Raw genomic sequence first — 24745 nt, forward strand, 5'->3', positions numbered from 1 at the left:
ATACTTAAGCTTTAAGTGAATTTCCATACCCGACCAGTATCACAGAGCACAATATCGCGATGATCCCCACCGTGATCGTCGCCCTCGTTTTGGCGCTCACGCCATTCCATTCCTTCAGCGCAATCCCCCAGCAATTCGCGACAAGGATAATGAACGCCATATGCAATATCCAGGAGCTCGCCCCATTCCCAAGACGGCTTTCCCCCATCCCATAAAAAAAGAACTGCAGGAACCAGATCGTCCCCGCCAGCGCCGCAAAAAAGTAGTTATTCAGCAGTGGTGTCTTCCTGTTCGTATAGTCGCCAAAAGTCTTATTCCTTGCATTCAGGAACATACACCAGACAAAATTGGTAGTGAGTCCGCCCCAGAGCAGCACGATATAGGTAACATTATTCTGATACAGGAATTTCCCATCCACGGCGGGATGCGCAGCCTTCCACAACTGGTTGGCCATCTCCGCCATCGGACTTCCCGCCTCGATGCCGTAGTTGAAACAAGCGCTGAGTATCCCCGAGATAGTACAGACGACAAGCCCTTTTACAAGGTTGAACTCCTTGATGCTTTCCTTCTTCTTTTCCTCGGGCAGTTCCTTTTCTTTCAATACCCCCGCCCTGCCGCATATATATATCCCAAGCAGACAGAGGATAACCCCTCCCAGCACGATCCGCCCCCATGATGTGGTCAGCAGCTCATGAAAGGTCGTCTTTCCAGGAGTATGAACAATATTGTAGTAGATAGAAGGCACCAATGCCCCAAACGCAGACGTAAAACCCAACAGGACCGAATTACCAAGCGACATCCCCAGATAACGCATACCCAGCCCGTACATCAGCCCACCGATACCCCAGAGTATGCCCCAGAAAAAGGTCCAGCCCAGCGTTGCCGCCGAAGCCTGCCCGATGATCTCGCCAAAATGAGGCACCGTTAGCCAGGCCGCCAGCGGAGGAATGATCAGCCAGGAAAAAGCCCCCCGACGATCCAGTAACTCTCCCAGGACCACTCGCGCACCTTTTTATACGGTATATAAAAACTACCCGATGCAAATCCGCCGATAAAATGAAAGAGAATTCCAAATAGTATCATGTAGTCGAAAATTTTCGATATGGCTGCAATACGCGAATATAGGGGGAAGCCCGACTTCGCTGTCATGCACTGTCATGGCACCCAAACCAGCCCCCCGCCCTCCTACGCCAAAATTGCTTGTTAACAGGCTAATCAGGCGGAATACGGCCGTGCCAAACTATGCTTACTTGCAATACTCTTAACTGACTTGCTATATGAAACAACACATCCTGCCACTATTTTGGTGCTTACTGTGCATTCCACTCCTTTCCCACGCCCAGACCGCAAAGGTCGGCGGTACGGTCCGGGACGCCAAAGGTAACCCCCTTTCCGGCGTCAGCGTCACGATCAAAAACACCAACACCGGCACCACTACCGACAGCAGCGGCCGGTTCAGTGTCTCTGTCCCCTCCCCCCAATCGATCCTTGTCTTCTCTCTGGTGAGCTACAACAGCAGGGAAGAACCCGCGGGCAAGCGGCAAAAAATGGCCATCACCCTCAACGAGGCCAACAACAACATGAACGACGTCATCGTCATCGGCTACGGTACGGCCAAAAAACGCGACGTCGCAGGTTCCATCACCTCCATCTCCGCCAAACAGCTCGAAGAGCGCCACCCGACCTCACTCGGAGACGCCCTCCAGGGCATGGCCGCAGGAGTGCTGGTGACCACCAGTTCCGTACCCGGCGCCCAGCCCAGCATCCGCATCCGCGGCTACTCGACCTTTTCCAGCGCGGGCAACAATCCGCTATACGTCATCGACGGCGTGCTCTCCGACAACATGGACTGGGTCAACCCCAACGACGTCCAGTCCGTCGAGATCCTGAAAGACGCCGCCTCCGCCGCCATCTACGGCTCCCGGTCAGCCAATGGCGTCATCATCATCACCACCAAAAGAGGCGCGGAAGGCAAGCCCAGGATCAATTTCCAGTTCCTGCATACTTCGGGTATCCTCGCGCACAAGCTGCCCCAGGCCAACTCCAAAGAAGTACGCCTCTACCGGCAGGAGCAGCAGAACAGCCCCACCGCCGGCGGCAACACCGACTCGCTGAACCCCAGCTTCAACGCCGACAACGACTATCAGGACGTCCTCACACGTGTCGCCCAAAGGAACCAGTTCGACTTCGGCGTCAGCGGCGGCGCAAAGAACATGAACTACTTTACCAGCGTCCGCGCCCTCGACGACCAGGGCCTCGTTGTCAACAGCTACGCCAAATCCCTGCTGTTCCGCGCCAACATCGAATACTCGCCCTCCACGAAATTTAAATACACCAGCCGTTTCCAGTTCGGGTACTCTACCGGCAACAAGATCGACGAAGGCAATACCATTTTCCAGGCCTTCCAGCGGCCGGCCAACTACGCCATCTACTATCCCGACGGCTCACTGACAGGCTATATCAGCGGCCGGCGAAACCCGCTGTCCGTCGCGCTGCTGCAGGTCAACAAGTTCCAGAACTATCAGGGCACCCTGTTCAACCAGATCGAATACCAGTTCATGCCTTCCCTGCGCTTTACCACCAACGCCGTGGTCAACTACAACGAAGGCAGAACGCAGGGCTTTCTGCCCAAACTGCTGAGCTCGGCCAATCCCCTCACCAACAGCGGGAAAGAAGGCTTCACCCGGTCTGTCAACTGGCAGTACCAGGCCTTCTTCAACTATAACAAATATATCGGTAAGGACCACTCTATTACAGCGATGGCCGGCTTCAGCGCCGAGAATACACAGTCAAACAGCGCCTCCCTGGCAGCCGTCAACTACGTTAGCGAAGACGTCCTGACCCTCAATTCCGGCACGCTGGTACCCTCGGGTACTACAACCGACGCCTCAGGAAATTCCCTCGCATCTGTCTTCGGAAGAGCCTCCTACAGCTATAAGGGGAGATATATCGCCAACGCGCTGGTAAGAAGGGACGGCTCGTCACGTTTTGGCGCGAACAACCGCTGGGGCAATTTCGTTTCCGGCGCCGTAGCCTGGCGCTTCAGCGACGAGAACTTCATGCGCTGGACCAACAACGTGATGGATGACGGCAAACTCCGCGTCAGCATCGGCCAGACCGGCAACGAACGCATCGGCAACTACGACGCGCAGAACAAATACGACTTCGGCAGCTATTTCTACAACCACCAGTCGGGCGTCGCACCCAACACGACCATCGGCAACCCCAACCTCAAATGGGAAAGTACCCTCCAGAGCGACGTCGGCATGGACCTCAGCTTCTTCCACGGAAGACTGCTCGTCGTCGCCGACTATTATATCAAAACCACCAGCGACATGCTCTATAGCCGACCCCTTCCACGCGAGACCGGCTACAGCAGCGTACGCGTCAACGTAGGCACCATCCGGAACAAAGGCTTCGAGCTTTCGCTCACGGGCAGGCCGATCGTTAAGCGTAATTTCGACTGGCTCGTCAGCTACAACCTCTCCATAGAAAGAGGCGTCGTCAAAAAGCTCAACGGCGGCCAGTCCTTTATCTCCGGCAACAGCAGCGACGCCGGAAATGCCGCATGGCTCATCCGCGAAGGCGGCGCGCTGGGAGACTTCTACGGCTGGCGACAACTAGGCGTCTACGCCTACGACCAGTCCAACGCCTACAACGACAACTGGGAACGCCTCACCCCCAACTTCGACAAAACCGGCAATTTCCTGGGATATACCTTCAAAGGCCAGCCCTACTCCGGACCCGTACACAGCCTCTACGGCAGGTCGACCAAACTCAAAGGCGGCGACGTCGAATTCGCCAATCCCAACAGGGACAGCGTCATAGACAATGCCGACCGGATGGTGCTCGGCAACGCCCAGCCCAAATTCTACTTCGCCGTCATGAACACCTTCCGCTACAAGCAGTTCTCCCTCTCATTTACCATCAATACCCAGTGGGGGAACAAGATCTACAACAACGCGGCAAGGGTCCTTGACGACTACGGCACCGCCAATATCATCCCCCAGCCCTACGTCATCTACAATATGTGGAGGAAACAGGGCGACGTCACCAACGTGCCCGTCTATCGCAGCAGCAGCGTAGGCAATGTCCGCGTAAGCGACCGATTCATAGAGGATGGCTCCTTCATCCGCCTGGCCTACCTGCAGCTCAACTACGCGCTGCCCGCGACGCTGTCAAAAAAAGCGTTTGCGCAGAGCATCAACGCCTACATCTATGGCAGCAACCTGCTGACCTGGACCAAATACACCTGGTATGACCCCGAGTTCCCATCCAGCGACCCGCTGCAGCTGGGACAGGACGGCGGCGCTTACCCCCGCCGCAGGGAAATAGGCGTAGGTATCAACCTTTACTTCTAACCAACAAACATATTGACAAATGAACAGGCTACTATATCTACTGGCTTCAGTCCTGACGCTGACAGGCTGCAGCAAATTCCTCGACAAACAACCCCAGACCGAGATCAGGACCAGCACCTTCTGGCACACGGAAGACGACATCAAAGCCGCCATTGCGGGGATGTACAGCGGCATGCAGGACGTCTGCACCACCGGCTACTTTTACTACGGCGACTCCCGCAGCGATAATTTTTATGACAACCCCAAATACGGGAACGTGTCCTACTATACCAACGGCCTCACCTCTTCTATCAACGGCTCCGACTGGAGCCCGCTCTATACCGTCATCGGAAGGGCCAACGACCTCCTAAAACACGTCCCGCAGGTAAAGGCGCTTCAGCCGGGCATCGACCCCAAGACCATCAACTACTATCTTTCTGAAGCTTATAATGTTCGGGCCTGGTGCTATTTCCAGCTGGTGAGGGTATGGGGTGACGCGCCGGTGTGGAAGATTCCCTACGACAGCGTTGGTATCGATCCCTACAAATCCCGGACGCCCGCCAATACCGTGCTGGACAGCCTCGTCATCCCCGACCTGCTGACCGCCGCGAGCCTTTCAGACCCTGCCCAAAAGACGGTCTGGGAAGCCAACCTCGGCCTCACTTACGCCCTGCTGCTGGACGTCAGCATGTGGAAACACGACTACGCCGGGGCCATCGGCTGGTACAACAAGATCACAGGCCTCGGCCGATACAAGCTCGAACCCACCGCCACCTGGAAGAATTTGATGACTGCGCCCGACAAGACCGTGGAAAATATCTGGAGCATCTACTGGGACTGGACTACCGACGGAGGAGCCGGAATCTCGGGACAGATCGGCGCCGGCAACACCAACAGCACGTTCAAGATCTCGGACCTGGTCTGGAACTATTTCTCTACCACGCCCACCGATATCCGCAGCGCGCAGTCCGTCGACCTGAAAGTAAAAGCGCACGACAAGACCCTCAAATTCTATGCGGTCAATTTGGACGCGAAGGGCAACCAGATCTATCCCGCCAACAACCAGGCGAACGTCTATTTCCCCATGTACCGTTTTGCTGATATGATCCTCCTGCGGGCCGAGGCGGCCAACAACCTCAGCGACAGGGCCACTGCGCTGACCCTGCTCAACCAGGTACATACCCGCGCCGGGCTGACCGCCTATACGGCGACCGCCCTCCCCGACTCCACAACCATGAGCAACGCTATACTAACGGAAAGACAATACGAATTCTTCGCAGAGGGCCGCAGGTTCTTCGACCTGGTACGCAACGGCCTCGTGCCGACGGTCATGGACCCGATCATCAAGGTCCGCAAGCCCGACGCCCAGCCCTTTGCCTTGGACTCCCGAACCATCCTCTGGCCCCTGAACATCACCGTGCTCAACGCCAATCCCAAACTCACCCAAAATCAACCTTACAACTAACCATATGAAACAGATACTTATCTTCTCCGCCGTCCTTCTCGCGCTCGCAGGCTGCAAAAATTCGCCGGCCTTCCCCTCCAGGAAGACACCGGGCACCACCCATACCTGCTGGACCCGCACGTCAAAATGAACGCCTGGCAGTATCTGAGATCGAGGGCGGGAGCCGACCCTTCCAGCATCGATACCGTGCTCAAAAGAATGTACGAAGCAGTCATCTATTCGGGGATTGACACCAATGAATATACCAAACCCGGCAGGACCTTTATCTTCCTGCACAACAATGCCGTTATCAGCTTGACCTCGACGGCGCCGATAGTAGCAACCAATACTTGTTACTGGGGATCCTATCTCGTGTCCAATCCTTTGCGCCCCGCCACCTCCTGGACCGACTACTCCCCCGCGCAGGTCAAAAGCTGGCTCCAGTATCTTATCGTACAGGGCAGCTATACATACGAGAACCTCACTCCCGTCGAGGTCACCGCCAACACCCTTCAAACCCCCGGTTCCGACACCCTGAACCCCAAAAGCATCATAACCCTCGAACGGGTCAACACCAGCGACGGCAAGATCCGGATCAACGGCTTCGTCGGCTCCTCCAACTATGTGGACGTCCGCACCGGCGGCATCCTTAGCACTAACGGCCCGATCCACGTAGTGGACGCCTGCCCCTCCTACCGACCACAATAATAAGGCGGGCTGTTTTCAGCCCGCCCTTTCAATTTCATGATACCGGCACCTTCACCGCCTGCCTCGCTAGCAACCTCCACTTTCCCTTCACCTTCGTCCACACCGTCAACACATAAAGATGCGCCGTCCCCGGCTTCCCCCGTCATTATTCGTCGCAGACAAGGTATGCCTCACCCACGCCGTATTACCAACCACCCTGATCGTCTGATCCGTAAGGTCGACCGTCACAAAATCTGACTTCTTCGACAGCAGCGCCTCTTCGAACGCGGCCTTGTCCTGAATAACCCCGTTGGAATGGCCATAGGTCAGCTCGTCCATCGCGATCGCATCCAGATTCTCCTTCGTCGGATCGATCAGCGCCTTACGCAGCGACTCCACCGCAGCAGCCACATCCTTCGAAGCAGCATCACTCTGTGCGCGAACACCGCCGACACCAGCCAGCATAACAACAGCAAACAATAACTTTTTCATATTCTGAATTTTAGTTTTTACATTCCTTCACCTCACGGTCCACCGGTTCACACCCCTACTTTATCCCCAACTCCTTCTGTATCTCCTCCAGCGTCCTCCCCTTCGTCTCCGGCAGAAAAACCACACGAACAACAGATGAGCCACCATCATCACCGTATAGAACAGAAAGGAATAATATCCCCCCAGCCTGCTCCCTTCAACAATGACGGGAAAAGTCGTGGAAATGATCGCCGCCATGATCCAGTGCGTAAAACTCCCCAGCGACCCGCCCTGCGACCGCACAGAGTTGGGGAAGATCTCCGAAATAAAGACCCAGATGACCGCACCCTGCGAGAACGCAAAGAACGCTATGAACCCGATCAGGTATAGCAACACAAATTTATTGTTCCCGGCCGCCTGCCCCGACACAACACCGCTCAGATCCACACTGCGGAAGAAAAGAGCCGTCAGCCCAAGGAACACGATCATCCCCAGCGACCCGATGATCAGTAATTTCTTCCTTCCGAACTTATCGATCACCGTCATCGCGATCAGCGTAAACAGCAGATTGGCCGCACCGATATAGACGGGCTGCAGATAAGCCTGCCCCTGATCGAAACCCGCCATCTGAAAGATCCGCGGCGCATAATAAAGTATGGCATTGATGCCCGACAGCTGATTGAACATCGCCAGCAATACCGCATACAGGATAGGCTTCAGATACCGCACCTGAAAAGGCTTTCCCGGGCAGAAGCGCCCTCGTGCTCCTTCACCGAAGCGCGGATCACCCCTATCGCGCCCTCCACATTGGCTTCTCCCAGCCTCGCCAGCACCGGCCTCGCCGCCGCCTCATTGCTGTTCAGGATCAGCCAGCGCGGACTCTCGGGTATCCTGAACAATAATACCGCAAACAGGACCGCAGGTATCGTCATAACGCCCAGCATCCAGCGCCAGTGCATCCGGCCCCAGCCCGGAAAAACCAAAATTGGTCAGATAGGCGATAAAAATACCCGCCACGATGTTCAGCTGAAACGACCCCGCCAGACGCCCCCTCAACTCCGCCGGAGCGATCTCGGATATGTACATCGGCGCTATCACCGAAGAGGCGCCCACCGCCAATCCACCAATAATGCGAAAGAAAATAAAAAGGCTCCACGCAGAAACCGAGGCACACCCAACCGCCGCCACGATAAAAAATATTGAAACTATCTGCAGTGTCTTTTTCCGGCCATACCACTGCGCAGGGAACCCGGCAACCAGCGACCCGATAATCGTCCCAAAAAGACTCGACGAAACCGTAAAACCCTGCCACCACTTGCTCAGATGCCAGACCTTCTCGAGCGTCTGCTCCGCTCCGGAAATAACTACGGTCTCAAATCCGAACAGAAATCCGCCAAGCGCGGCGATAAGAGCTATACGAACGGGGTAAGAAAGCATGGCAAACAGTATTAAGTCACCGAAAATAACATTAATTTTAATTCAGTTTCTGCTAAACTTGCCAGCACCCGAATGAAGTTTGAAGCCATTACCATAAAGGACATCGCCAAAGCCCTTGGCCTTTCCACCTCGACCGTCTCCCGGGCCCTCAGAGGCAGCTACGAGATCAGCGCCGAAACCCGCAAAGCCGTCCTCGAATACGCCGGGAAACTCAACTATCGCCCAAACCCCATCGCCCTTAGCCTGAAAGAAAAAAGAAGCCGGTCCATCGGCATCGTCGTCTGTGAGATCGCCAACAACTTCTTCTCCCAGGTCATCAACGGCATCGAATCCGTCGCCTATAAACAAGGCTACTACGTCATCATCTCCCAAAGCCACGAATCCTTCGAACGCGAAGTCTCCAATACCCAATACCTCGCCTCCCGATCGGTTGACGGCCTCCTCGTATCACTCTCTACCGAAACGACCGACCTTTCCCACCTCAACAAACTCCACGACCGCGGCCTGCCCATCGTATTCTTCGACCGGATCACCGAAGAGATGACCACCCATAAAGTGATCGCCAACAACTTCAACGGCGCCTACCAGGCCACCGAACACCTCATCAACCAGGGCTTCCGGCGCATCGCCCACCTGACCATCTCTCCCTACCTTTCCATAACAAAGGAAAGACTGGCCGGCTACAAAGCAGCCCTGGCAGACCACCATATCCGTTATGATGAAACGCTGGTAAAATATTGTAAATACGGCGGCCTCATAGACAAAGAGACCGAAGAGGCAGTAGACAGCCTGCTCCGGCTGAAGAAAAACCCGACGCCATCGTCGCCGCCAGCGACAAACTCTCGACCGGCTGCCTGTCCGCCCTCGCAAGAAGAAAAGTGAGAATACCCGATGACATCGCCATCGTCGGATTTACCAACTCACAGCTGACCGACATCTTCCAACCATCCCTCACCAGCATCCGCCAGCCCGCCTTCGAAATGGGCCAGGTGGCAATGGAAATGCTGATCCAGCTGATCGAAAGCAAACACCCCGTAACTAAATTTGAAACACGCGTCCTGAATACCGAACTCACCGTCCGGGCCTCCAGTCAAAAATCGTGAACCACCCGAACACCCGGCCCTAGTCCAACTCCGCCGGCGTCATCTTCGGCACCAAAAAGTGCATGATCACCCACGCCAGCAAATACGCCCCACCACAGACGGCGAACATTATATAATAGGCAACCTCTATCTTATTGATCGCCCGGTAATGCACAAACAAATTCTTCTGCACCAGCGCCGACAACAAAATACCACCCAGCGCCCCGGCCATCCCGCCAATACCCGTCACCGACGCCGTAGCCTTCTTCGGGAACATATCGCTGACCGTCGTAAAGATATTCGCACTCCACGCCTGATGCGCCGAAGCCGCAATCCCAATGATGACCACCGCATACCAGACATTGATATTCCCCGCCATCTGCGCAAAAACCACCGGGATCACAAGAAATGCAAAGATTAACATCGACGTCTTCCTCGCCTTGAAATTCGGCCAGCCCTTGTTCACAAACCGCATGGGCAACCATCCTCCCCAGATACCACCCACAGTAGCCATGATATATACGGTAGCCACAGGCAACGCGACAGCCTCATCCCCCATATGATACTCGCTCTTCAGAAAATCCGGCAGCCAGAACAGATAGAACCACCAGATAGGGTCCGTCAGTAGCTTGCCGATCGCAAAAGCCCAGGTCTGCCGGAAACGCAATAGCCGGACCCACGAAAATTTCCGCTTCGCCGCTCCATCCTCTGCCGCCACCGTGCTCTGCTCCGAACCCGGATCACTGTTGATATACTTCATCTCGGCCTCCGTCAGCTTCTTATGTCTCTCCGGGACCTCATACATCATAAACCAGAAGATCAGCCATATGAATCCGATCGCGCCAGTAATCACAAACGTCGCTTTCCAGCCCCAGATCGCATTGATAAAAGGTACACTCAGCGGCGCAACGATGGCTCCGATCCCCGCCCCGGAATTAAATATAGCCGTGGCAAATGCCCGCTCTTTTTCGGAAACCATTCCGCCACCGTCTTGATCGCGGCCGGAAAATTACCCGCCTCGCTCACACCCAGCGCGCTACGCGCAACACCAAAACCAGTGACGGTACTCGTAAAAGCATGACACATCGCCGCAAGACTCCACAAGCCTGTCGCCACCGCATACCCGAGCTTGGTCCCCAGCTTATCGACAATACGACCCGCGACCAGCAACCCTACAGCATACGCAAACTTGAACGCGATCTCCACATTGGCATAGTCGGCATCATCCCAGTGCAAATCCCGGGTAAATGTCGATTTTAAGAAGCTGATGACTGAACGATCCAGGTAGTTGATCGTAGTGGCGAAGAATAAAAGAGCACAGATCGTCCACCGGTAACGGCCAACAAGTGGCGCCAGTTTCCGAACCCGAGGCAATTTGGGACACGTTAGACATAGTTTCGAAAATAATACAATTATCGCAATTCCGATATATTTACTAAATCCATATCGGTATACGTATAATTCTCACCCGCCATCCCCCAGATAAAGGAATAGTTGCTGGTCCCACATCCCGAATGTATCGACCACGGCGGGCTAACGATCGCCTGATGATTGGCCACCAGCAGATGACGCGTCTCCTGCGGCTGCCCCATAAAATGGAAAATACGCTGCTGCTCCGGAACATCGAAATAAAAATAGGCCTCCATTCGGCGGCTATGCGTGTGCGCCGGCATGGTGTTCCAGACACTCCCCGTCTTCAATATCGTCAACCCCATCACCAACTGACAGCTCTGTATTCCATCGGCATGTATGTACTTGTAGATCGTCCGGTGATTCGAAGTCTCCGCAGAACCCGTCGTCAGCGGCAACGCCTTCTCTTTCGGCAGGAACTGCACCGGATGCGAAGCATGCGCAGGCGCCGACAACAAAAAGTAGAACGCAGGCTCCGCCGCATCCACACTCTGCAAAACGATGTCCTTAACTCCCTTCCCCGCATAAACGCAGTCCAGCTTATTCAAATCGTAACTGACCCCATCCGCAACGACCCTGCCCGGACCTCCCACATTGATGATCCCGATCTCCCTGCGCTGCAAAAAGAAATCGGCCTTCAGCTCAGGATGCGTCTCCAGTTTCAGACTCTCCTTGACCGGGCAGGCGCCCCCATGATCACACGGTCATAGTGCGTATATACCATCCGGATAGTATCTTCCTGTATCAGTTTGTCCGTCAAAAAGGACTTTCTTAATTCCTCAGTGGTCATCCCGCGGACTTCCTTCGGACTGTGTTCATACCTTACTTCCATATTCATACAGTGTTTATCGGTTTAGCGGCCCATCCATCCGCCATCAACGGTGAGGATAGTACCATGTACATAATTAGCTGCCGAAGAGGCCAGAAATACCGTCGGCCCCCTGAAATCGTCCGGCTCACCCCATCGACCCGCAGGTATCCGATCCAGAATAGATTTGCTCCGCACGGGATCATTGCGCAGCGCCTCGGTATTGTCGGTACTGATATAGCCTGGAGCTATCCCGTTGACATTGACCCCTGGGATCCCCATTCGTTCGCCAGCGCCTTGACCAGACTGCCAAGTGCTCCCTTGCTGGCCGCATAGCCCGGGACATTGATGCCCCCCTGAAAGGTCAGCAGCGAACAGGTAAAGATGACCTTGCCGCTGCGGCGGACAAGCATCTCCTTTCCGAACTCACGGGCCAGAATAAATGCCGCATCCAGATTTATTGCCAATACCTTGTCCCAGTACTCATCACTATGCCGCGCCGCGGGCTGACGAAGGATCATCCCTGCATTGTTCACCAGGATATCGACCACCGGATGCTTTTCCTTCACCCGTCGTACAAAGCTATACAGGCTTTCCCGGTCCGTAAGATCAGCCTGGAATGGGTAAAATTGCCGGCCCAACCCAACAACCGCCCGCTCTATCCCACTGCCCGACGCCTCCAGAGATGCCGAAACGCCGATAATATCCGCGCCGGCCTCGGCCAAACCCAGCGCCATGGCCCTGCCAATACCTTTATTACAGCCGGTTACAAGGGCTGTCTTCCCTTGTAAATTAAACAAGTCACTCATAATTTATTAATGAACAGATCGTTAACTTTGTCTGCCCGGGGACAAGTCTACTGCGGAATTAGGTAATTGGAGAGGAAAAGACGTACTTTATTTACGAAAACGTTTGCGACCACAACCCGCAAAGGCAACAAAATGAATGAAATTTGAAGCGATCACCATAAAGGATATTGCGGAAGGCGCTCAACCTGTCGGTTTCCACCGTTTCAAAGGCGCTTCGCGGTAGCCATGAGATCAGCGAAGAGACCAAGCAACAGGTACTCGCCTACGCACGCGAAAACAACTACAAACCCAATCCCATCGCCCAAAGCCTCAAAAGAGGCCGCAGCAAATCCATCGGCGTCATCGTCTGCAATATCGACAACAACTTCTTTTCCCAGGTCATCAACGGCATCGAATCCGTCGCCCGCCAGAAAGACTACAACGTCATTATTACCCAAAGCCAGGAGTCATATGAAAGAGAGGTCACCGGTATCGAAAACCTCTCCTCCCGCTCCGTCGACGGCCTGATCATTTCCCTCTCCGCCGAAACGAAAAATGTCGGACACCTTATCAGCCTCCACCAGAAAGGCCTTCCAATGGTACTATTCGACCGTATCACCGACGAGATAGCCACCCACAAGGTCATCGCCAACAACTTCAAAGGCGCCTACGAGGCGACGAAACACCTCCTGCAGCAGGGCTACCGCCACATCGCACAGATCACCAGCAGCGGCAGCCTTTCCATTACCCTCGAGAGACTCGAAGGATATAAAAAGCACTCACAGACGCCGGCCTGACCCCCGACCCCCAATACATAAAATTCGTCCAGCACGGCGGCATGATCCCCGAAGAGACCCAGCAGGCCCTCACCGAACTGCTGCAGCTAAAAATAAAACCCGACGCCATCTTCACCGCCAGCGACCGCCTCAGCACCACCACCCTCAGCCTGCTGAAAAAATGAAGATCTCCGTCCCCCAACAGGTAGCGCTGGTGGGCTTCACCAACTCCATCTCCGCTGACATCTTCTATCCCTCCCTCACCGCCGTCACACAGCCGGCACTCGAAATGGGACAGGCCGCCACCGACCTCCTCATCCAGCTGATCGAAAGCAAACGCCCCATCACCCAATTCCAGAAAAAGGTCCTCGAGACCGAACTCAAGATCCGCGACTCCAGCATCCGCAAGCCGCAATAAACCCGCCCCCCACCATCCGCGAGCCGCAATAAACCCACTATTTTTCCCTACCTTTGCACACGTTAGCCTATGCGGAAAAGTGGATCTACATATTTACACTATGCTGTCTGGTCAATAGCCTGTTCTCCTTCTATACAGGCGTCGCAGTCCAGTCGTTGAACGGCCAGCCAACGGTCGCCGACGTCGACTCACATACCAGTTCCACCTCCTCCTCGATATGCTGATCAGCCAGTTCCAGGACGACGACGACGAGCAGGGCAAAGCCCCCTTCAAGTCCTTCCACCGGCACACCCTGTCGATCATCCGCGGGCTCGCCATCAGCATCCAGGCGCCGACACAATTGCTTCAGGCGCTTTTCAACGCCTTCCGCATGCCCGGCATCACCCGGCACGTCTACGGCAACCACCTGATCCGCAAACCCGTCCTCCCTTCTTATTACAACTTCCTTTTCCGGCTTAGCCCATTCTGACCATCGTTTCCCTGGGATTTCATCGGCAGCTTACACCGGCGCGAACCCCGCGAAACCGCGGTACCTCCGCCATGCCGGACATTTCATTTAGTGAAAACGTAATTATTTTATGGTCAAGATCCTATACCTCAACATATCGTTGATGGCCCTCATTTCCGTATTCCAGACGGCCTGCACCTCCTACGGTCAGCCCGAACGCCCTAACGCCGACACACTCCGGCTCCCCGTACTCACCCTCGAACAAAAGGATACCATCCTCCAAACCGCCTACGTCGCCGACATCCGTGCCGTAAAGAACGTCGAGATCCGCGCCCGCGTAAAAGGCTTCCTCGAAACGATCCTCGTCGACGAAGGCCGCCTCGTCAAAAAAGGCGACCCCCTCTTCAAGATCAACGACGAAGAATACAAGGTCGCGCTCTCCAGGACAAAAGCCGCCCTATCCAACGCTATCGCCGCCGCCAAAGCCTCGGAAGTAGAGGTCCAGCGCGTCCAGGTCCTCGTGACCAAACAGGTCGTCGCCGCCTCCGAATTGGAAGTCGCCCAGGCCAAACTCGCCGCCGACAACGCCAACATCGACGAAGCCCGCGCCGCCGTCCGCAGCGCAGAGAACCACGTCTCCTATACCCTCATCCGCGCCCCCCTTCGACGGACTGATCGACAGGATCCCCCTCAAGTCCGGCAGCCTCATAGACGAAGGCGCACTGCTCACAACCCTCTCCGATATCAGCTCGATGTACGCATATTTCAGTATACCCGAGAACGAATACCTCCAATACGAACGCACCCGCCAGTCCTCACCCGGCCAGCGCAGCACCGAAGTACGCCTCACCCTCGCGGACGGCAGCAGCTACGCCTACCCCGGCCACATAGAAACTGTTGAAGGCGAGATCGAACAGAACACCGGCTCCATCGACTTCCGCGCCCGCTTCCCCAACCCCCAAAAACTCCTGCGCCACGGCGCTACCGGCAGACTCTTCCTTAGCAATAAAATAGAAAAGGTATTCCTCATCCCACAGCGCTCGGTATTCGACATACAGGACAAAAGCTACGTCTATGTCCTCACCCCAAAAATACCCTTCGCCTGAGAAACTTCACGCCGGTGACCCGCATCTCCGGCGCCTACCTCGTCCGGGACGGCATCACACCGGGAGACAGGATCCTGTATGAAGGCGCACAGAACGTACGCGAAGGAATGACCATCCTGCCACAATCCATTACCCACGACGCAACACAGACGTCTAAAAAATAATTGCCCATGTTGCAGCTTTTTATCAGGCGGCCCGTTTTGTCGCTGGTGATATCTTTAATCATATTACTTCTCGGAGTCCTCTCTCTGACAACCCTCCCCGTGACCCAGTTCCCCGACATCGTTCCCCCTCGGTGACGGTCACAGCCAACTATACCGGCGCCAACGCCGAGGTATGTACCAAGGCGGTAGCCACACCCCTCGAGCGAGCCATTAATGGCGTACCCGGCATGACCTATATGTCCTCCGTATGCAGCAACGACGGCCTCACCGTCATCACTATAAATTTCAACGTGGGCGTAGACCCCGACCAGGCCGCAGTCAGCGTACAGAACCGCGTCGCCACTATTCTCGACGAACTGCCCGAAGAGGTGATCCGCGCCGGCGTCACGACGGAAAAAGAAGTGAACAGCATGCTCATGTATCTTAATATCCTCTCTGAGGACAGCACGCTCGACGAAAAATTCATTTACAATTTTACCGATATCAATATCCTCCAGGAGCTCAAACGTATCAACGGCGTGGGCCGCGCCGAGATCATGGGCGCCAAGGAATATTCCATGCGCGTATGGCTGAAACCCGACCGCATGGTTGCCTACAGCGTGGCAACAGACGAGGTCATCCAGGCCATCCGCAACCAGAACGTCGAAGCCGCGCCCGGCAAGACAGGACAGAGCTCGGACCGTTCTCCCCAACCCCTGCAGTACGTCCTCCGCTATCCCGGAAAATTCTTCGAACCTTCTCAATACGAAAACATCGTCATCCGCGCCGATAGCAGCGGCTCGGTCCTTCGCCTCAAAGAGGTCGCCGACGTCGAATTTGGATCACAGACCTACAACATGGTCTCCAACACGGACGGCCAGCCCTCCGCCTCGATCCTCATCAAACAGCGTCCCGGCAGCAACGCCCGCGAAGTGATCACTTCGATCAAAAAGATGGCCGAACTGAAGTTGGCCTCTTTTCCCCCGGCATGACGTATAATATCAACTACGACGTCTCCCGATTCCTCGACGCCTCGATCCACGAAGTACTGCGAACACTCGTCGAAGCCTTTATTCTTGTATTCATCGTCGTCTTCATCTTCCTCCAGTGACTTCCGTTCGACGTTGATACCCGCGCTGGCCGTGCCCGTGGCCCTCATCGGGACTTTCTTCCATGCAGTTGCTGGGTTTCTCGATCAACCTGCTCACGCTCTTCGCACTCGTGCTCGCCATCGGCATCGTCGTGGACAACGCCATCGTGGTGGTGGAAGCCGTACACGCGAAAATGACCGAAGAACACATGTCCGCCATGGACGCCACACTCGGCGCCATGAAGTCGATCAGCGGGGCCCTCATCGCCATCACACTGGTTATGTCCGCAGTCTTCCTGCCCGTAGCCTTTATGTCGGGACCCGTTGGCGTCTTCTACCGCCAGTTCTCCCTTACACTCGCCATCTCCATCGTCATCTCCGGCATCAACGCCCTGACGCTGACACCGGCCCTCTGCGCCATCCTCCTTCGCCACGACCCAACCAAAAAACCTTCCTCCAAAGAGCCTTCGGCGGATTTAATAAAGGATACAACGGACTTTCCAACCGATACACACGCCTGCTATTCCGCATTGCAGGAAAAAAATGGGCCACCCTCGCCATGCTGGTCTTTTCTTCCTCGCCACATGGGGCACCAGCAGCCTCCTGCCCAGCGGCTTTATACCGACAGAAGACCAGGGACAGATCTACGTCAACGTTACAACCCCACCCGGAGCAACGGTCGAACGTACCGAGCAGGTGCTGCGCCAGGTCCAGCAGGAAGCAACTGCGCTCAGGACAGTAGAGTCCGTCTCCACCCTCGCCGGCTACAGCCTCGTCAACGAAGTCGCCGGCGCCTCCTACGGTATGGCCATGATCAACCTCAAGCCCTCGGGACGAACGCGACCAATCCCTCACCCAGATCATCAGCCAGCTGGAGAAAAAGACAAAACATATCGGCGACGCCGCCATCCAGTTCTTTCCCCGCCAACCGTCCCCGGCTTTGGCAACGCCGCGGGCTTCGAGATCCGCATGCTCGACCGCAGCGGCTCGGACAATTTGCAGAAGACCGCTTCCGTCGCCGAAGGCTTCATCGCGGACCTCAACCGGTCACCGGCAATCGCCGGCGCCTTCAGCACCTTCGACGTCAGCTTCCCGCAGTACATGATCTCAGTGGACCGTGCCGTCGCCGCCAAAAAGGGGTCACCATCGACAAGGCCATGTCGACACTCCAGACACTGATGGGCAGCTACTATGCCTCCAACTTCATCCGCTTTGGCCAGATGTATAAGGTGATGGTACAGGCATCTCCCGAATTTCGTACCAAGCCCGAAGACGTACTCCGCCTTCACGTCAAGAACGACAAGGGAGAAATGGTCCCCCTCGCCACATTCATCCGGATGGAAAAGATCCACGGCCCCGAACAGCTTACGCGATATAATATGTATACGTCCGCGATGATCACCGGCGACGCAGCCCCCGGCTACAGCAGCGGCGACGCGCTGACAGCCATCGCCCGCATTGCAAAAGACAAACTGCCCCGCGGCTATACCTTCGACTGGTCGGGCATGAGCCGCGAACAGGTGCTCTCCGGCAACCAGGCGATCGCCATTTTCCTGATCTGTCTGCTCTTCGTCTACCTCCTGCTCGCCGCCCAATATGAAAGTTTTCTGCTACCCTTCCCCGTTATCCTCTCCCTGCCTACCGGCATCTTCGGCGCCTTCTTCTTCCTGAAGCTCGCGGGCCTCGAGAATAACATCTACGCACAGGTAGCCCTCGTCATGCTCATCGGCCTGCTCGGCAAGAACGCCATCCTCATCGTCGAATTCGCCATCCACCGGCAAAAACACGGCGATACCATCCTCCAGGCGGCCATAGAAGGCGCAAAAGAAAGACTACGGCCAATTCTCATGACATCCCCGGCCTTCGTCGCCGGCCTACTTCCCCTCTGCTTTGCCGGCGGGGCAGGCGCCATGGGCAACCGCAGCATCGGCACGGCAGCGGCAGGCGGCATGCTCTTCGGCACCATATTCGGGCTCATCCTCATCCCGGGGCTCTACGTCCTCTTCAGCTCCATTAAAAAACGGCGACTACCAATCGCTGCGTTAGCCGCGATATTCCTATTCATGATCCCCGGCTGCAAAACATACAACGCCACCACCATAACCCCCGCATCCACCCTGCCCGCGACCTTCGCCGACAGCAGCCCCGGTTCCCGCGGATACAACCTCCATTGCAACAATCCCCCTAAACCAGTTCTTCCCCGATCCCCGGCTGCAACAGCTGATCGACTCCGCGCTCACGACCAACCCCGACATCCAGTCCGCCCTCCAGCGCATCGAGATCGCATCCGCCGGCATGCGCTACGCCCGCGCCTTTCTCTATCCGTCCATCCAGGCAGGAGCATCCGCTACAGTAGATAAATACGGAGACTATACAATGAATGGCGTCGGCAACCACGACACCAACCTCTCCCCCAACGTCGACAACGACCAACAGATCCCCAATCCCACGCCCGACTATTTCCTCGGGCTTCGAAGCCAGCGGGAGATCGACCTCTGGGGCAAGCTCCGCCAACGGAAAAAGGCGGCCATCGCGCGATGGCTCGCAACAAGGGAAGGACAACGCCTCGTGACGACAACCCTGACCGCCGACATCGCCACGCTCTACTATCAGCTGCTGACCCTCGACAACCAGCAAAAAGTCCTCACCGAAAATATCCAGCTGCAGGAAAACGCCCTGGATATGGTCAAAACGCAGAAGCAAGCCGGCCGCGCGACCGAGCTCGCCGTACAGCAGTTCAAGGCCCAGCTGCTCCACACAAAGAGCCTGCGCTATACCACGGCACAGGAGATAACAGAGACCGAGAACCAGCTCAACTTCCTCGTAGGACGCACCGGCCGGACCATCCCAAGGGATACCTCGCTGCTCAATACACCCCTGCCCGATTCACTCTCGGCAGGCGTTCCGTCACAGATGCTGCTCAACCGCCCCGACATCCGCGCAGCAGAGCTCGGGCTGGAGGCGCTCAACGCCGATATCCGCGCGGCCCGCGCCGCCTTCCTCCCATCGCTGACGCTTTCACCCTATGTCGGCTACAACGCATTCAGGCCAAACCTCCTGTTCAGCTCCGGCTCGCTCGTATACGGCGCCGCAAGCAGCCTGATGGCCCCCATCTTCAATAGGAACGCCATAAAGGCCGACTATCAGCGCACCATCGCGGAAGGCCGCATCGCCCTTCTTGACTACCAGAAGGCGGTGCTGAATGGCTTTCAGGAGGTCACCAATAGCCTCAAAGGCATCCGGAATTTTTCCGACTACTTTCAGCTGAAAAAAGAAGAGGCCGCAGCCCTCACCAGCGCCGTCAGAGTCGCCAACGACCTGTACCGCGTAGGCAAGGCCTCCTATCTGGAAGTGATAACAGCCCAGCGCAACGTGCTGGACGCCGAACTGGAAGTGACACAGGCAAGAAAAAATATTCTGCTTCACAGCATCGGCCTCTACCGCAGCCTCGGCGGAGGCTGGCGCTAATCAATAACCTGCCGTAAAACGTTGTTTAATATGCCCTGGGATTCTCCAGCTCATCGACAATCACCATCGCAAGGTCCTCTACCGAGAGAACACTCTGCCCCTTTTCGTCGAATACCGGGTTCTCCAGCCCGAGACGGTAATGCCCCCTGCGTACACCCGCAGTATCGTGATTCATCAGGATCGCCGGACTAAAGAACGTCCAGTCGAGCTCATTCTCCTTCCTGATCACGTCGAGATAATCCCGCGCAGCCGTCGCCCCCGCCCTATACTCCGCCGGAAACTGCGGCGTATCCACCAGCTGAACCCCCGGCTTGATATACAGACTCCCGGCGCCACCTATCACGATCAACCGCTTCACACCGGACTTCTTCACCGCCTCCTGGATGGCCTTCGAACCTCGCATCGAGTCGGCATAGATCTCCGGATTGGTCCAGCCCGGATTGTAAGCGCTCACAACAGCATCATGCCCCTTCAAAAGGGCAGCCAGCTTGTCGACGTCAAACACGTCTCCCTTCACACCAACGATCCGACCCGCAGTCCCCCTTCCCCGGCCACACCATGTTCCGCAGTCCCCCCTTCGCCGACACCCTGCTCCGGATGACGCGAAATAGCGGTCACAAAATGTCCTCTATTAACCAATTCCCGGGCGATGGCTTTACCAACAAAACCACTGGCCCCAATCAATGCAATTTTCATAATTTCAGTAATTAAGTTACTTTTAGAGAGTTAAAGTTACAAAGAAACCAACCGTACTTCCAAGAAGGCACGCTCGCGAAACCCAGTAACTCACAGGTAACTAATGCTGTACTTCAACACGATACAATGAAAAAAATTAGAGAAAAAATACGATCCTCGCTGGCGGACTCGACACAGCAACCCTCCCTTCCCCCGTGATCGGAGCAACTTCAACCCTCCTTCCGCCCGCGACAACCGCAACACTCATTCCCCCTTTCGATGCCGTCAACTGCCCCGTTCGCCAGGTACTCGACCGCTTCGGCGACAAATGGTCCATCCTCGTCATCATCCTCCTCGGAGACCGCGGTAAACTCCGTTTTAACGAACTGAGCAACGCCATCGGCGATATCTCCCAGAAAATGCTGACCGTAACCCTCCGCAGCCTCGAAGCCGACGGCCTCGTGACAAGAAAAATGTACCCCGAGATCCCACCCCGCGTCGAATACGAACTGACCGGAATGGCTCAAAGCCTGCTACCCCTGATAAAAGAAATGGTAAAATGGGCCGACGCCAATATCGAAGAGATCCAGGAGAACCGCCGCCGCCACGCCGAACGTTCACCACTCAAGCCGTAGCAACACCACCGCGTGAGCCGGCAAACTAACCGTCATGGATAATTTACCATTATCCACCGTCATCTTTTTCTCTACCCCGCAAGCCGGCCGGAGGACTCCAACTTTTTATATTCCGCCGGCCCAACCTCCTGCGGCAACCCCATCGTTTTCCAAACTGTATACGCATTCCCATGCTCCTCATCCACCCTATACTCCGTAACCCTCACGTGCTTCACCGGTAAATGCCGCAAACTCACCTCCCTGCCGACAACCTCCCCCGGCAGATCGTCGTCCGTATAGTTCCACAGCATGACCGTCATCCCATGCCCATCCGCAGCAGCCATCACACTCCCATCATCCACACTAACCCGCCTGCCCCTCATCATCCCGTACATCCTGAATATATTCAACACCGGCTTGTCCACCCCATTGGTGGCAAGGTCCCGGAAACCATCGAACCACTTCTGCCCCTCGAACTCGAACGACCAGCTAGTTGCCCCCGCCAGATTCACCCCATACCGGGCAGCCGTATCCAATATCCGCGCAAACGACTCCGCCGTATAGCTCGAATACATCGTCCCGTTGCGATACGCATTCTCCGGATTCCGTCGCCATCCCGCAAGCCGCACAACCCTCCGGATCACACTCTGTAATATAGATGGGCAACCCGGCAAACGCAGACTGCTTCACGATCCCAAACCCCGTCGCCACGTCCTTCAACTGAGGCCTCATATTCATCCGCACATGCCCATCCACCACCTTCGGACTACCCTTGGCGTGATAGCTGATAAAATCCAACGGCACATGCCCGGCAGCACAGTGCTCCAGAAAAGTTCTTCAGCCAGTCCGCCGCCTTATCCCAGCCCGGACCCGTAGTCGCAGGTCCGCCCACCCGCGCCGAAGGCAACGCCTTCTTCACCCCCGCCGCCGCATAGTCGTAGAGCCTGAAATACTCGTCCCTCGTCCCTTTCCAGTAGGAGATATTCGGTTCATTCCACACCTCCCACAACCAGCTCGACACTTCCTTCTCTCCATACCTGCTGACGCAATGCCTCACCCACTCCTCCACCAGACGCCCCCATTTATCATAGTCCACCGGCGGCCAGGCCCAACCGGTATAGATGCTGTCATATTTTACGCCCGGCTTCCAGTGATGCCGGTAGGGCTGCGGATGCACCGACAGAGCCTCCGGCATAAATCCGATCTCCGCCAGCGGTTTCATCCCCCTGCTGATATAGCTGTCGAAAATGCTGTCCACGATACGCCAGTCATACACGGGCTTCCCCGCCGCATCCTCCGTATACGCATTCGTCGACCCCCAGCTTCATCGCAGCCACCCCATCCCCCGTCGTCAGCAGATTGTGACAACGCACATACACCGGCACCGGACTCAGCGCCGCCAGCTCCGACAACAATTTCCTCCCGTCCTTCATATACGTATAGTTCGGCTCGTCATACCCGAACTGAGCCCAAAAGTCGAAACCGGCTGCCCCTGAGCAGTGTAGTCAACAACCACCTCCCCCGGACCGGGCCCCTACCCCCTGCCCCACAGCCGGGGCCGAAGCACAAATCCCCGCTAAGAATAGCAGGGATCCATTAACCAAAACCAGCAGTGATGCCAGCTTAATCGGTGAAGTCAACATTCGGACTCTTTCCATTTCTTGTTATTAAATGATAAATTGGTATTCCCAGCAACACAATCCCCAACCCCGGCCACGTAAATTTAGGCGTAAAAACGAACAATGATATACAAATCGCCCCCGCCACCAGAATATACAACAGCGGCAGCACCGGATAACCAAAAGCCCTATACGGCCGCTCCAGATCCGGCCTCTTCTTCCTCAGCCTGAATATACCGATGATCGTCAGAATATAAAAGATCAGCACCACGAAAATAACATACTGCAGCAGCTTCATTATACTTCCCGCTGAGACACAGCACCGAAGCCCAGATACACTGCATCCACAACGCGCGCCCCGGAACAGCATTCTTGTTGAGCACACCCACCTGGCGGAAAAACACGCCGTCCTTCGCCATCGTATAATAAACACGCGCCCCCGAAAGGATCAGCCCATTGTCACATCCAAAGGTCGATATCATCAGCAGAATGGCCATCACCAGCGTTCCGCTTCCGCCGAAGATCTTCAGCGAAGCCGTCACACCAACACGGTCATTCTCCGCATTGGCAATAGCATCCATCGGCAGAACATAGATATACATCAGGTTCGTCGCTACATAGATTGCCGTCACGATCAGCGTTCCAAGAAAAAGGCTCAGCCCGATATTCCGCTGTGGCTTCCTGATCTCCCCCGCAATGAACGTCACGTTATTCCACGAATCGCTGCTGAAAAGACTGCCCACCATACTCGCCGCTATAGCCCCGAAGCCGGCCATCCCCACATAGGGCACGATCGACCCGCCCTCCAGCTTCCCCAGCTTCAAACCGCTGCTCCAGTTGGCATGCGCGACGCCTTTACTCGCGGCAAATATGAACCCGAATATGACCAACCCCGCCAGCGCCACGATCTTTGTCATCGTAAAGACGGTCTGGATCAGCTTGCCCTCCTTCACACCGAGGGTATTGATATAAGTTAGCCCAACGATCAGCAGGATCGACATCACCTGCGCCGCCGAGACCTTCAAAAATCCCAGATCGACAAGAACATGCTGCTCGCCGACACCCGGAAAGATATAGGCCGCAAACTTTGAAAAGGCCACACCCACCGCGGCGATGGAACCCGCCTGTATCACCGCAAAGAAGCTCCATCCGAACAAAAATCCGGTCAGCGGATTAAACGCCTCCTTCAGATATACGTACTGGCCGCCCGCCTTCGGGAACATCCCGCTCAGCTCGCCATAGCTAAGCGCCGCCGTCAGGGTCAGCACCCCCGTCAGCACCCATATCAACACGAGCCATCCCGCAGAACCCACGTTCCGCGTAATATCCGCGCTGACGATAAAGATCCCCGACCCGATCATCGAGCCGACAACGATCATCGTAGCATCCAGCAGACCAAGCGACTGTTTGAACTTTTCTTCCGCCATTACGCAAATGTTTTTTCCGGACGGATGGAGAGATAGTCAGGCAACGATGGCCGGTTAGCCACAGCTTCCCCGATCACCTTCAAAATTCTTTCCCTTTCCTTCCCCTCGAGCGCCAGACGCGGAGCGCGAACGTATTCGCTGCCGATACCCGTCTGCACCTCAGCCAGCTTGATATACTGAACCAGCTTGCTGTGGATATCCAGCTCCAGCACCGGCATGAACCAGCGATAGATCGCAAGAGCTTCTTCGATACGACCGGCCTTCACAAGACGATAGATAGCCACCGTCTCCGCCGGGAACGCGCACACCAGACCGGCGACCCAGCCATCGGCGCCCATCAGCAGCTCTTCCATAGCCAGCGTATCCACACCGCACAGTATCCTCAGGCGGCTGCCAAACCGGTTGAACATCCTCGTCACATTCGATACGTCCCGCGTAGACTCCTTTACGGCACTGGATATTCGGGCACTCGATCAGCTCTTCGAACATATCCA

General features: G+C 55.8%; 30 protein-coding genes and 8 pseudogenes. 20 read left to right on the forward strand and 18 right to left on the reverse strand.

The features are described 5' to 3' along the window. Positions 1 to 4: 4 nt before the first annotated feature. Positions 5 to 1149 (reverse strand): annotated as a pseudogene (gene rhaT, locus ACQ86N_RS32400) (L-rhamnose/proton symporter RhaT). A gap of 128 nt (positions 1150 to 1277) precedes the next feature. On the opposite strand from rhaT, the gene ACQ86N_RS32405 reads away from it, so the two are divergent. The 4 genes from ACQ86N_RS32405 to ACQ86N_RS32420 are packed head-to-tail and all read left to right on the forward strand — an operon-like array spanning position 1278 to position 6492. Beyond that, complete coding sequence (locus ACQ86N_RS32405; RefSeq protein ID WP_431210648.1) at positions 1278 to 4361, forward strand: SusC/RagA family TonB-linked outer membrane protein; 3084 nt, start codon at positions 1278 to 1280, stop codon at positions 4359 to 4361. Positions 4362 to 4380: 19 nt separating this feature from the next. Beyond that, the gene (locus ACQ86N_RS32410; RefSeq protein ID WP_431210649.1) at positions 4381 to 5805 is read left to right on the forward strand and encodes a RagB/SusD family nutrient uptake outer membrane protein; all 1425 of its coding nucleotides are present in this window, start codon (positions 4381 to 4383) and stop codon (positions 5803 to 5805) included. Positions 5806 to 5809: 4 nt separating this feature from the next. After that, positions 5810 to 5935: a hypothetical protein gene (locus ACQ86N_RS32415; RefSeq protein WP_431210650.1), complete on the forward strand. Its 126-nt coding sequence runs from the start codon at positions 5810 to 5812 to the stop codon at positions 5933 to 5935. After that, on the forward strand, positions 5932 to 6492 hold the full coding sequence (locus ACQ86N_RS32420; protein ID WP_431210651.1) for a hypothetical protein: 561 nt from the start codon (positions 5932 to 5934) through the stop codon (positions 6490 to 6492). Before ACQ86N_RS32415 ends, ACQ86N_RS32420 begins: the two co-directional genes overlap by 4 nt. A gap of 105 nt (positions 6493 to 6597) precedes the next feature. Here the strand turns inward: ACQ86N_RS32420 and ACQ86N_RS32425 are convergent, their stop codons facing one another. From ACQ86N_RS32425 to ACQ86N_RS32440, 4 genes are read right to left on the reverse strand one after another with little or no spacing between them, the layout of a single operon-like run. Then, on the reverse strand, positions 6598 to 6963 hold the full coding sequence (locus ACQ86N_RS32425) for a nuclear transport factor 2 family protein (RefSeq protein WP_431210652.1): 366 nt from the start codon (positions 6961 to 6963) through the stop codon (positions 6598 to 6600). Positions 6964 to 7023: 60 nt separating this feature from the next. Further along, positions 7024 to 7671, reverse strand: coding sequence for an MFS transporter (locus ACQ86N_RS32430; RefSeq protein WP_431210653.1), 648 nt, complete (start codon positions 7669 to 7671; stop codon positions 7024 to 7026). Next, positions 7659 to 7841 (reverse strand): MFS transporter, encoded by a 183-nt coding sequence (locus ACQ86N_RS32435; protein ID WP_431210654.1) that lies wholly within the window; start codon positions 7839 to 7841, stop codon positions 7659 to 7661. Before ACQ86N_RS32435 ends, ACQ86N_RS32430 begins: the two co-directional genes overlap by 13 nt. Continuing rightward, the gene (locus ACQ86N_RS32440; RefSeq protein WP_431210655.1) at positions 7792 to 8379 is read right to left on the reverse strand and encodes an MFS transporter; all 588 of its coding nucleotides are present in this window, start codon (positions 8377 to 8379) and stop codon (positions 7792 to 7794) included. Before ACQ86N_RS32440 ends, ACQ86N_RS32435 begins: the two co-directional genes overlap by 50 nt. A 72-nt stretch (positions 8380 to 8451) precedes the next feature. Here ACQ86N_RS32440 and ACQ86N_RS32445 point away from each other — a divergent pair, with 72 nt between their 5' ends. Further along, positions 8452 to 9261, forward strand: a complete 810-nt coding sequence (locus ACQ86N_RS32445) for a LacI family DNA-binding transcriptional regulator (protein WP_431210656.1) — start codon at positions 8452 to 8454, stop codon at positions 9259 to 9261. Continuing rightward, on the forward strand, positions 9234 to 9482 hold the full coding sequence (locus ACQ86N_RS32450; RefSeq protein WP_431217691.1) for a substrate-binding domain-containing protein: 249 nt from the start codon (positions 9234 to 9236) through the stop codon (positions 9480 to 9482). Before ACQ86N_RS32445 ends, ACQ86N_RS32450 begins: the two co-directional genes overlap by 28 nt. A 19-nt stretch (positions 9483 to 9501) precedes the next feature. On the opposite strand, the pseudogene ACQ86N_RS32455 reads toward ACQ86N_RS32450, so the two are convergent. The 4 genes and pseudogenes from ACQ86N_RS32455 to ACQ86N_RS32470 all read right to left on the reverse strand — a co-directional run bounded on the left by ACQ86N_RS32455 (position 9502) and on the right by ACQ86N_RS32470 (position 12488). Then, positions 9502 to 10835, reverse strand: a pseudogene (locus ACQ86N_RS32455) (MFS transporter). A 38-nt stretch (positions 10836 to 10873) separates the two neighbouring features. Next, entirely contained in the window at positions 10874 to 11536 is a 663-nt protein-coding gene (gene kduI, locus ACQ86N_RS32460) for a 5-dehydro-4-deoxy-D-glucuronate isomerase (protein ID WP_431217692.1), read from the reverse strand. Then, the gene (locus ACQ86N_RS32465; RefSeq protein WP_431210657.1) at positions 11533 to 11703 is read right to left on the reverse strand and encodes a hypothetical protein; all 171 of its coding nucleotides are present in this window, start codon (positions 11701 to 11703) and stop codon (positions 11533 to 11535) included. The genes kduI and ACQ86N_RS32465 overlap by 4 nt, the downstream gene beginning before the upstream one ends. A 21-nt stretch (positions 11704 to 11724) precedes the next feature. Further along, a pseudogene (locus ACQ86N_RS32470) lies at positions 11725 to 12488 on the reverse strand (SDR family oxidoreductase). Between the two features lie 167 nt (positions 12489 to 12655). Here ACQ86N_RS32470 and ACQ86N_RS32475 point away from each other — a divergent pair. From ACQ86N_RS32475 to ACQ86N_RS32525, 11 genes and pseudogenes are all read left to right on the forward strand, one after another. Next, positions 12656 to 13264 carry a LacI family DNA-binding transcriptional regulator gene (locus ACQ86N_RS32475; RefSeq protein WP_431210658.1) on the forward strand — a complete coding sequence of 203 codons (609 nt, stop codon included), beginning with the start codon at positions 12656 to 12658 and terminating at the stop codon, positions 13262 to 13264. Between the two features lie 41 nt (positions 13265 to 13305). Then, entirely contained in the window at positions 13306 to 13428 is a 123-nt protein-coding gene (locus ACQ86N_RS32480; RefSeq protein WP_431210659.1) for a hypothetical protein, read from the forward strand. Next, positions 13425 to 13661, forward strand: a complete 237-nt coding sequence (locus ACQ86N_RS32485; RefSeq protein WP_431210660.1) for a substrate-binding domain-containing protein — start codon at positions 13425 to 13427, stop codon at positions 13659 to 13661. The genes ACQ86N_RS32480 and ACQ86N_RS32485 overlap by 4 nt, the downstream gene beginning before the upstream one ends. A 53-nt stretch (positions 13662 to 13714) precedes the next feature. Next, entirely contained in the window at positions 13715 to 13885 is a 171-nt protein-coding gene (locus ACQ86N_RS32490) for a hypothetical protein (protein ID WP_431210661.1), read from the forward strand. Next, positions 13879 to 14130 (forward strand): hypothetical protein, encoded by a 252-nt coding sequence (locus ACQ86N_RS32495; protein ID WP_431210662.1) that lies wholly within the window; start codon positions 13879 to 13881, stop codon positions 14128 to 14130. Before ACQ86N_RS32490 ends, ACQ86N_RS32495 begins: the two co-directional genes overlap by 7 nt. Before the next feature lie 142 nt (positions 14131 to 14272). After that, positions 14273 to 14761, forward strand: a pseudogene (locus ACQ86N_RS32500) (efflux RND transporter periplasmic adaptor subunit); the annotation flags it as partial. A 31-nt stretch (positions 14762 to 14792) separates the two neighbouring features. Beyond that, the gene (locus tag ACQ86N_RS32505; protein WP_431217693.1) at positions 14793 to 15215 is read left to right on the forward strand and encodes an efflux RND transporter periplasmic adaptor subunit; all 423 of its coding nucleotides are present in this window, start codon (positions 14793 to 14795) and stop codon (positions 15213 to 15215) included. Between the two features lie 14 nt (positions 15216 to 15229). Next, on the forward strand, positions 15230 to 15379 hold the full coding sequence (locus tag ACQ86N_RS32510) for a hypothetical protein (RefSeq protein ID WP_431210663.1): 150 nt from the start codon (positions 15230 to 15232) through the stop codon (positions 15377 to 15379). A 6-nt stretch (positions 15380 to 15385) separates the two neighbouring features. Further along, positions 15386 to 16350: pseudogene (locus tag ACQ86N_RS32515) on the forward strand (efflux RND transporter permease subunit). After that, entirely contained in the window at positions 16347 to 16469 is a 123-nt protein-coding gene (locus ACQ86N_RS32520) for an efflux RND transporter permease subunit (protein WP_431210664.1), read from the forward strand. The pseudogene ACQ86N_RS32515 and the gene ACQ86N_RS32520 overlap by 4 nt, the downstream one beginning before the upstream one ends. Before the next feature lie 62 nt (positions 16470 to 16531). Then, positions 16532 to 16837: pseudogene (locus ACQ86N_RS32525) on the forward strand (efflux RND transporter permease subunit); the annotation flags it as partial. On the opposite strand, the gene ACQ86N_RS32530 reads toward ACQ86N_RS32525, so the two are convergent. Then, positions 16783 to 16908: a hypothetical protein gene (locus tag ACQ86N_RS32530; RefSeq protein ID WP_431210665.1), complete on the reverse strand. Its 126-nt coding sequence runs from the start codon at positions 16906 to 16908 to the stop codon at positions 16783 to 16785. The pseudogene ACQ86N_RS32525 and the gene ACQ86N_RS32530 sit on opposite strands and share 55 nt — an antisense overlap. Positions 16909 to 16991: 83 nt before the next feature. Here ACQ86N_RS32530 and ACQ86N_RS32535 point away from each other — a divergent pair. Together ACQ86N_RS32535 and ACQ86N_RS32540 are read left to right on the forward strand one after the other, a co-directional pair. Then, a pseudogene (locus ACQ86N_RS32535) lies at positions 16992 to 18394 on the forward strand (efflux RND transporter permease subunit); the annotation flags it as partial. A 277-nt stretch (positions 18395 to 18671) separates the two neighbouring features. Beyond that, positions 18672 to 19916, forward strand: coding sequence for a TolC family protein (locus ACQ86N_RS32540; RefSeq protein ID WP_431217694.1), 1245 nt, complete (start codon positions 18672 to 18674; stop codon positions 19914 to 19916). Positions 19917 to 19941: 25 nt separating this feature from the next. Here ACQ86N_RS32540 and ACQ86N_RS32545 read toward each other — a convergent pair whose 3' ends face one another. Both ACQ86N_RS32545 and ACQ86N_RS32550 read right to left on the reverse strand, forming a co-directional pair. Beyond that, entirely contained in the window at positions 19942 to 20433 is a 492-nt protein-coding gene (locus tag ACQ86N_RS32545; RefSeq protein WP_431210666.1) for an NAD(P)-dependent oxidoreductase, read from the reverse strand. Then, positions 20430 to 20612, reverse strand: coding sequence for an NAD(P)-binding domain-containing protein (locus ACQ86N_RS32550; protein WP_431210667.1), 183 nt, complete (start codon positions 20610 to 20612; stop codon positions 20430 to 20432). Before ACQ86N_RS32550 ends, ACQ86N_RS32545 begins: the two co-directional genes overlap by 4 nt. Positions 20613 to 20806: 194 nt before the next feature. Here ACQ86N_RS32550 and ACQ86N_RS32555 point away from each other — a divergent pair, with 194 nt between their 5' ends. Next, positions 20807 to 21226 carry a winged helix-turn-helix transcriptional regulator gene (locus ACQ86N_RS32555; protein WP_431210668.1) on the forward strand — a complete coding sequence of 140 codons (420 nt, stop codon included), beginning with the start codon at positions 20807 to 20809 and terminating at the stop codon, positions 21224 to 21226. A gap of 71 nt (positions 21227 to 21297) precedes the next feature. Here the strand turns inward: ACQ86N_RS32555 and ACQ86N_RS32560 are convergent, their stop codons facing one another. The 6 genes and pseudogenes from ACQ86N_RS32560 to ACQ86N_RS32585 all read right to left on the reverse strand — a co-directional run bounded on the left by ACQ86N_RS32560 (position 21298) and on the right by ACQ86N_RS32585 (position 24661). Beyond that, positions 21298 to 21849: a hypothetical protein gene (locus tag ACQ86N_RS32560; RefSeq protein WP_431218016.1), complete on the reverse strand. Its 552-nt coding sequence runs from the start codon at positions 21847 to 21849 to the stop codon at positions 21298 to 21300. Between the two features lie 46 nt (positions 21850 to 21895). Continuing rightward, positions 21896 to 22009: pseudogene (locus tag ACQ86N_RS32565) on the reverse strand (hypothetical protein); the annotation flags it as partial. After that, positions 21972 to 22481, reverse strand: a complete 510-nt coding sequence (locus ACQ86N_RS32570) for a GH39 family glycosyl hydrolase (RefSeq protein ID WP_431210669.1) — start codon at positions 22479 to 22481, stop codon at positions 21972 to 21974. The pseudogene ACQ86N_RS32565 and the gene ACQ86N_RS32570, both read right to left, overlap by 38 nt. Further along, positions 22474 to 22638 (reverse strand): hypothetical protein, encoded by a 165-nt coding sequence (locus tag ACQ86N_RS32575; protein ID WP_431210670.1) that lies wholly within the window; start codon positions 22636 to 22638, stop codon positions 22474 to 22476. Before ACQ86N_RS32575 ends, ACQ86N_RS32570 begins: the two co-directional genes overlap by 8 nt. Positions 22639 to 23012: 374 nt before the next feature. Then, entirely contained in the window at positions 23013 to 24251 is a 1239-nt protein-coding gene (locus ACQ86N_RS32580) for an APC family permease (protein WP_431210671.1), read from the reverse strand. Then, entirely contained in the window at positions 24251 to 24661 is a 411-nt protein-coding gene (locus tag ACQ86N_RS32585) for a dihydrodipicolinate synthase family protein (protein WP_431210672.1), read from the reverse strand. Before ACQ86N_RS32585 ends, ACQ86N_RS32580 begins: the two co-directional genes overlap by 1 nt. Positions 24662 to 24745 lie beyond the last annotated feature (84 nt).

The sequence above is a fragment of the Puia sp. P3 genome (assembly GCF_050632245.1).
Classification (GTDB): domain Bacteria; phylum Bacteroidota; class Bacteroidia; order Chitinophagales; family Chitinophagaceae; genus Puia.

Coding starts and splice junctions, on each gene's coding strand:
- ACQ86N_RS32405 (WP_431210648.1), top strand. CDS start 1,278: ATGAAACAACACATCCTGCCACTATTTTGGTGCTTACTGTGCATTCCA.
- ACQ86N_RS32410 (WP_431210649.1), top strand. CDS start 4,381: ATGAACAGGCTACTATATCTACTGGCTTCAGTCCTGACGCTGACAGGC.
- ACQ86N_RS32415 (WP_431210650.1), top strand. CDS start 5,810: ATGAAACAGATACTTATCTTCTCCGCCGTCCTTCTCGCGCTCGCAGGC.
- ACQ86N_RS32420 (WP_431210651.1), top strand. CDS start 5,932: ATGAACGCCTGGCAGTATCTGAGATCGAGGGCGGGAGCCGACCCTTCC.
- ACQ86N_RS32425 (WP_431210652.1), bottom strand. CDS start 6,963: ATGAAAAAGTTATTGTTTGCTGTTGTTATGCTGGCTGGTGTCGGCGGT.
- ACQ86N_RS32440 (WP_431210655.1), bottom strand. CDS start 8,379: ATGCTTTCTTACCCCGTTCGTATAGCTCTTATCGCCGCGCTTGGCGGA.
- ACQ86N_RS32445 (WP_431210656.1), top strand. CDS start 8,452: ATGAAGTTTGAAGCCATTACCATAAAGGACATCGCCAAAGCCCTTGGC.
- ACQ86N_RS32465 (WP_431210657.1), bottom strand. CDS start 11,703: ATGGAAGTAAGGTATGAACACAGTCCGAAGGAAGTCCGCGGGATGACC.
- ACQ86N_RS32480 (WP_431210659.1), top strand. CDS start 13,306: ATGATCCCCGAAGAGACCCAGCAGGCCCTCACCGAACTGCTGCAGCTA.
- ACQ86N_RS32485 (WP_431210660.1), top strand. CDS start 13,425: ATGAAGATCTCCGTCCCCCAACAGGTAGCGCTGGTGGGCTTCACCAAC.
- ACQ86N_RS32495 (WP_431210662.1), top strand. CDS start 13,879: ATGCTGATCAGCCAGTTCCAGGACGACGACGACGAGCAGGGCAAAGCC.
- ACQ86N_RS32520 (WP_431210664.1), top strand. CDS start 16,347: ATGACGTATAATATCAACTACGACGTCTCCCGATTCCTCGACGCCTCG.
- ACQ86N_RS32550 (WP_431210667.1), bottom strand. CDS start 20,612: ATGAAAATTGCATTGATTGGGGCCAGTGGTTTTGTTGGTAAAGCCATC.
- ACQ86N_RS32575 (WP_431210670.1), bottom strand. CDS start 22,638: ATGAAGGACGGGAGGAAATTGTTGTCGGAGCTGGCGGCGCTGAGTCCG.
- ACQ86N_RS32580 (WP_431210671.1), bottom strand. CDS start 24,251: ATGGCGGAAGAAAAGTTCAAACAGTCGCTTGGTCTGCTGGATGCTACG.
- ACQ86N_RS32585 (WP_431210672.1), bottom strand. CDS start 24,661: ATGTTCAACCGGTTTGGCAGCCGCCTGAGGATACTGTGCGGTGTGGAT.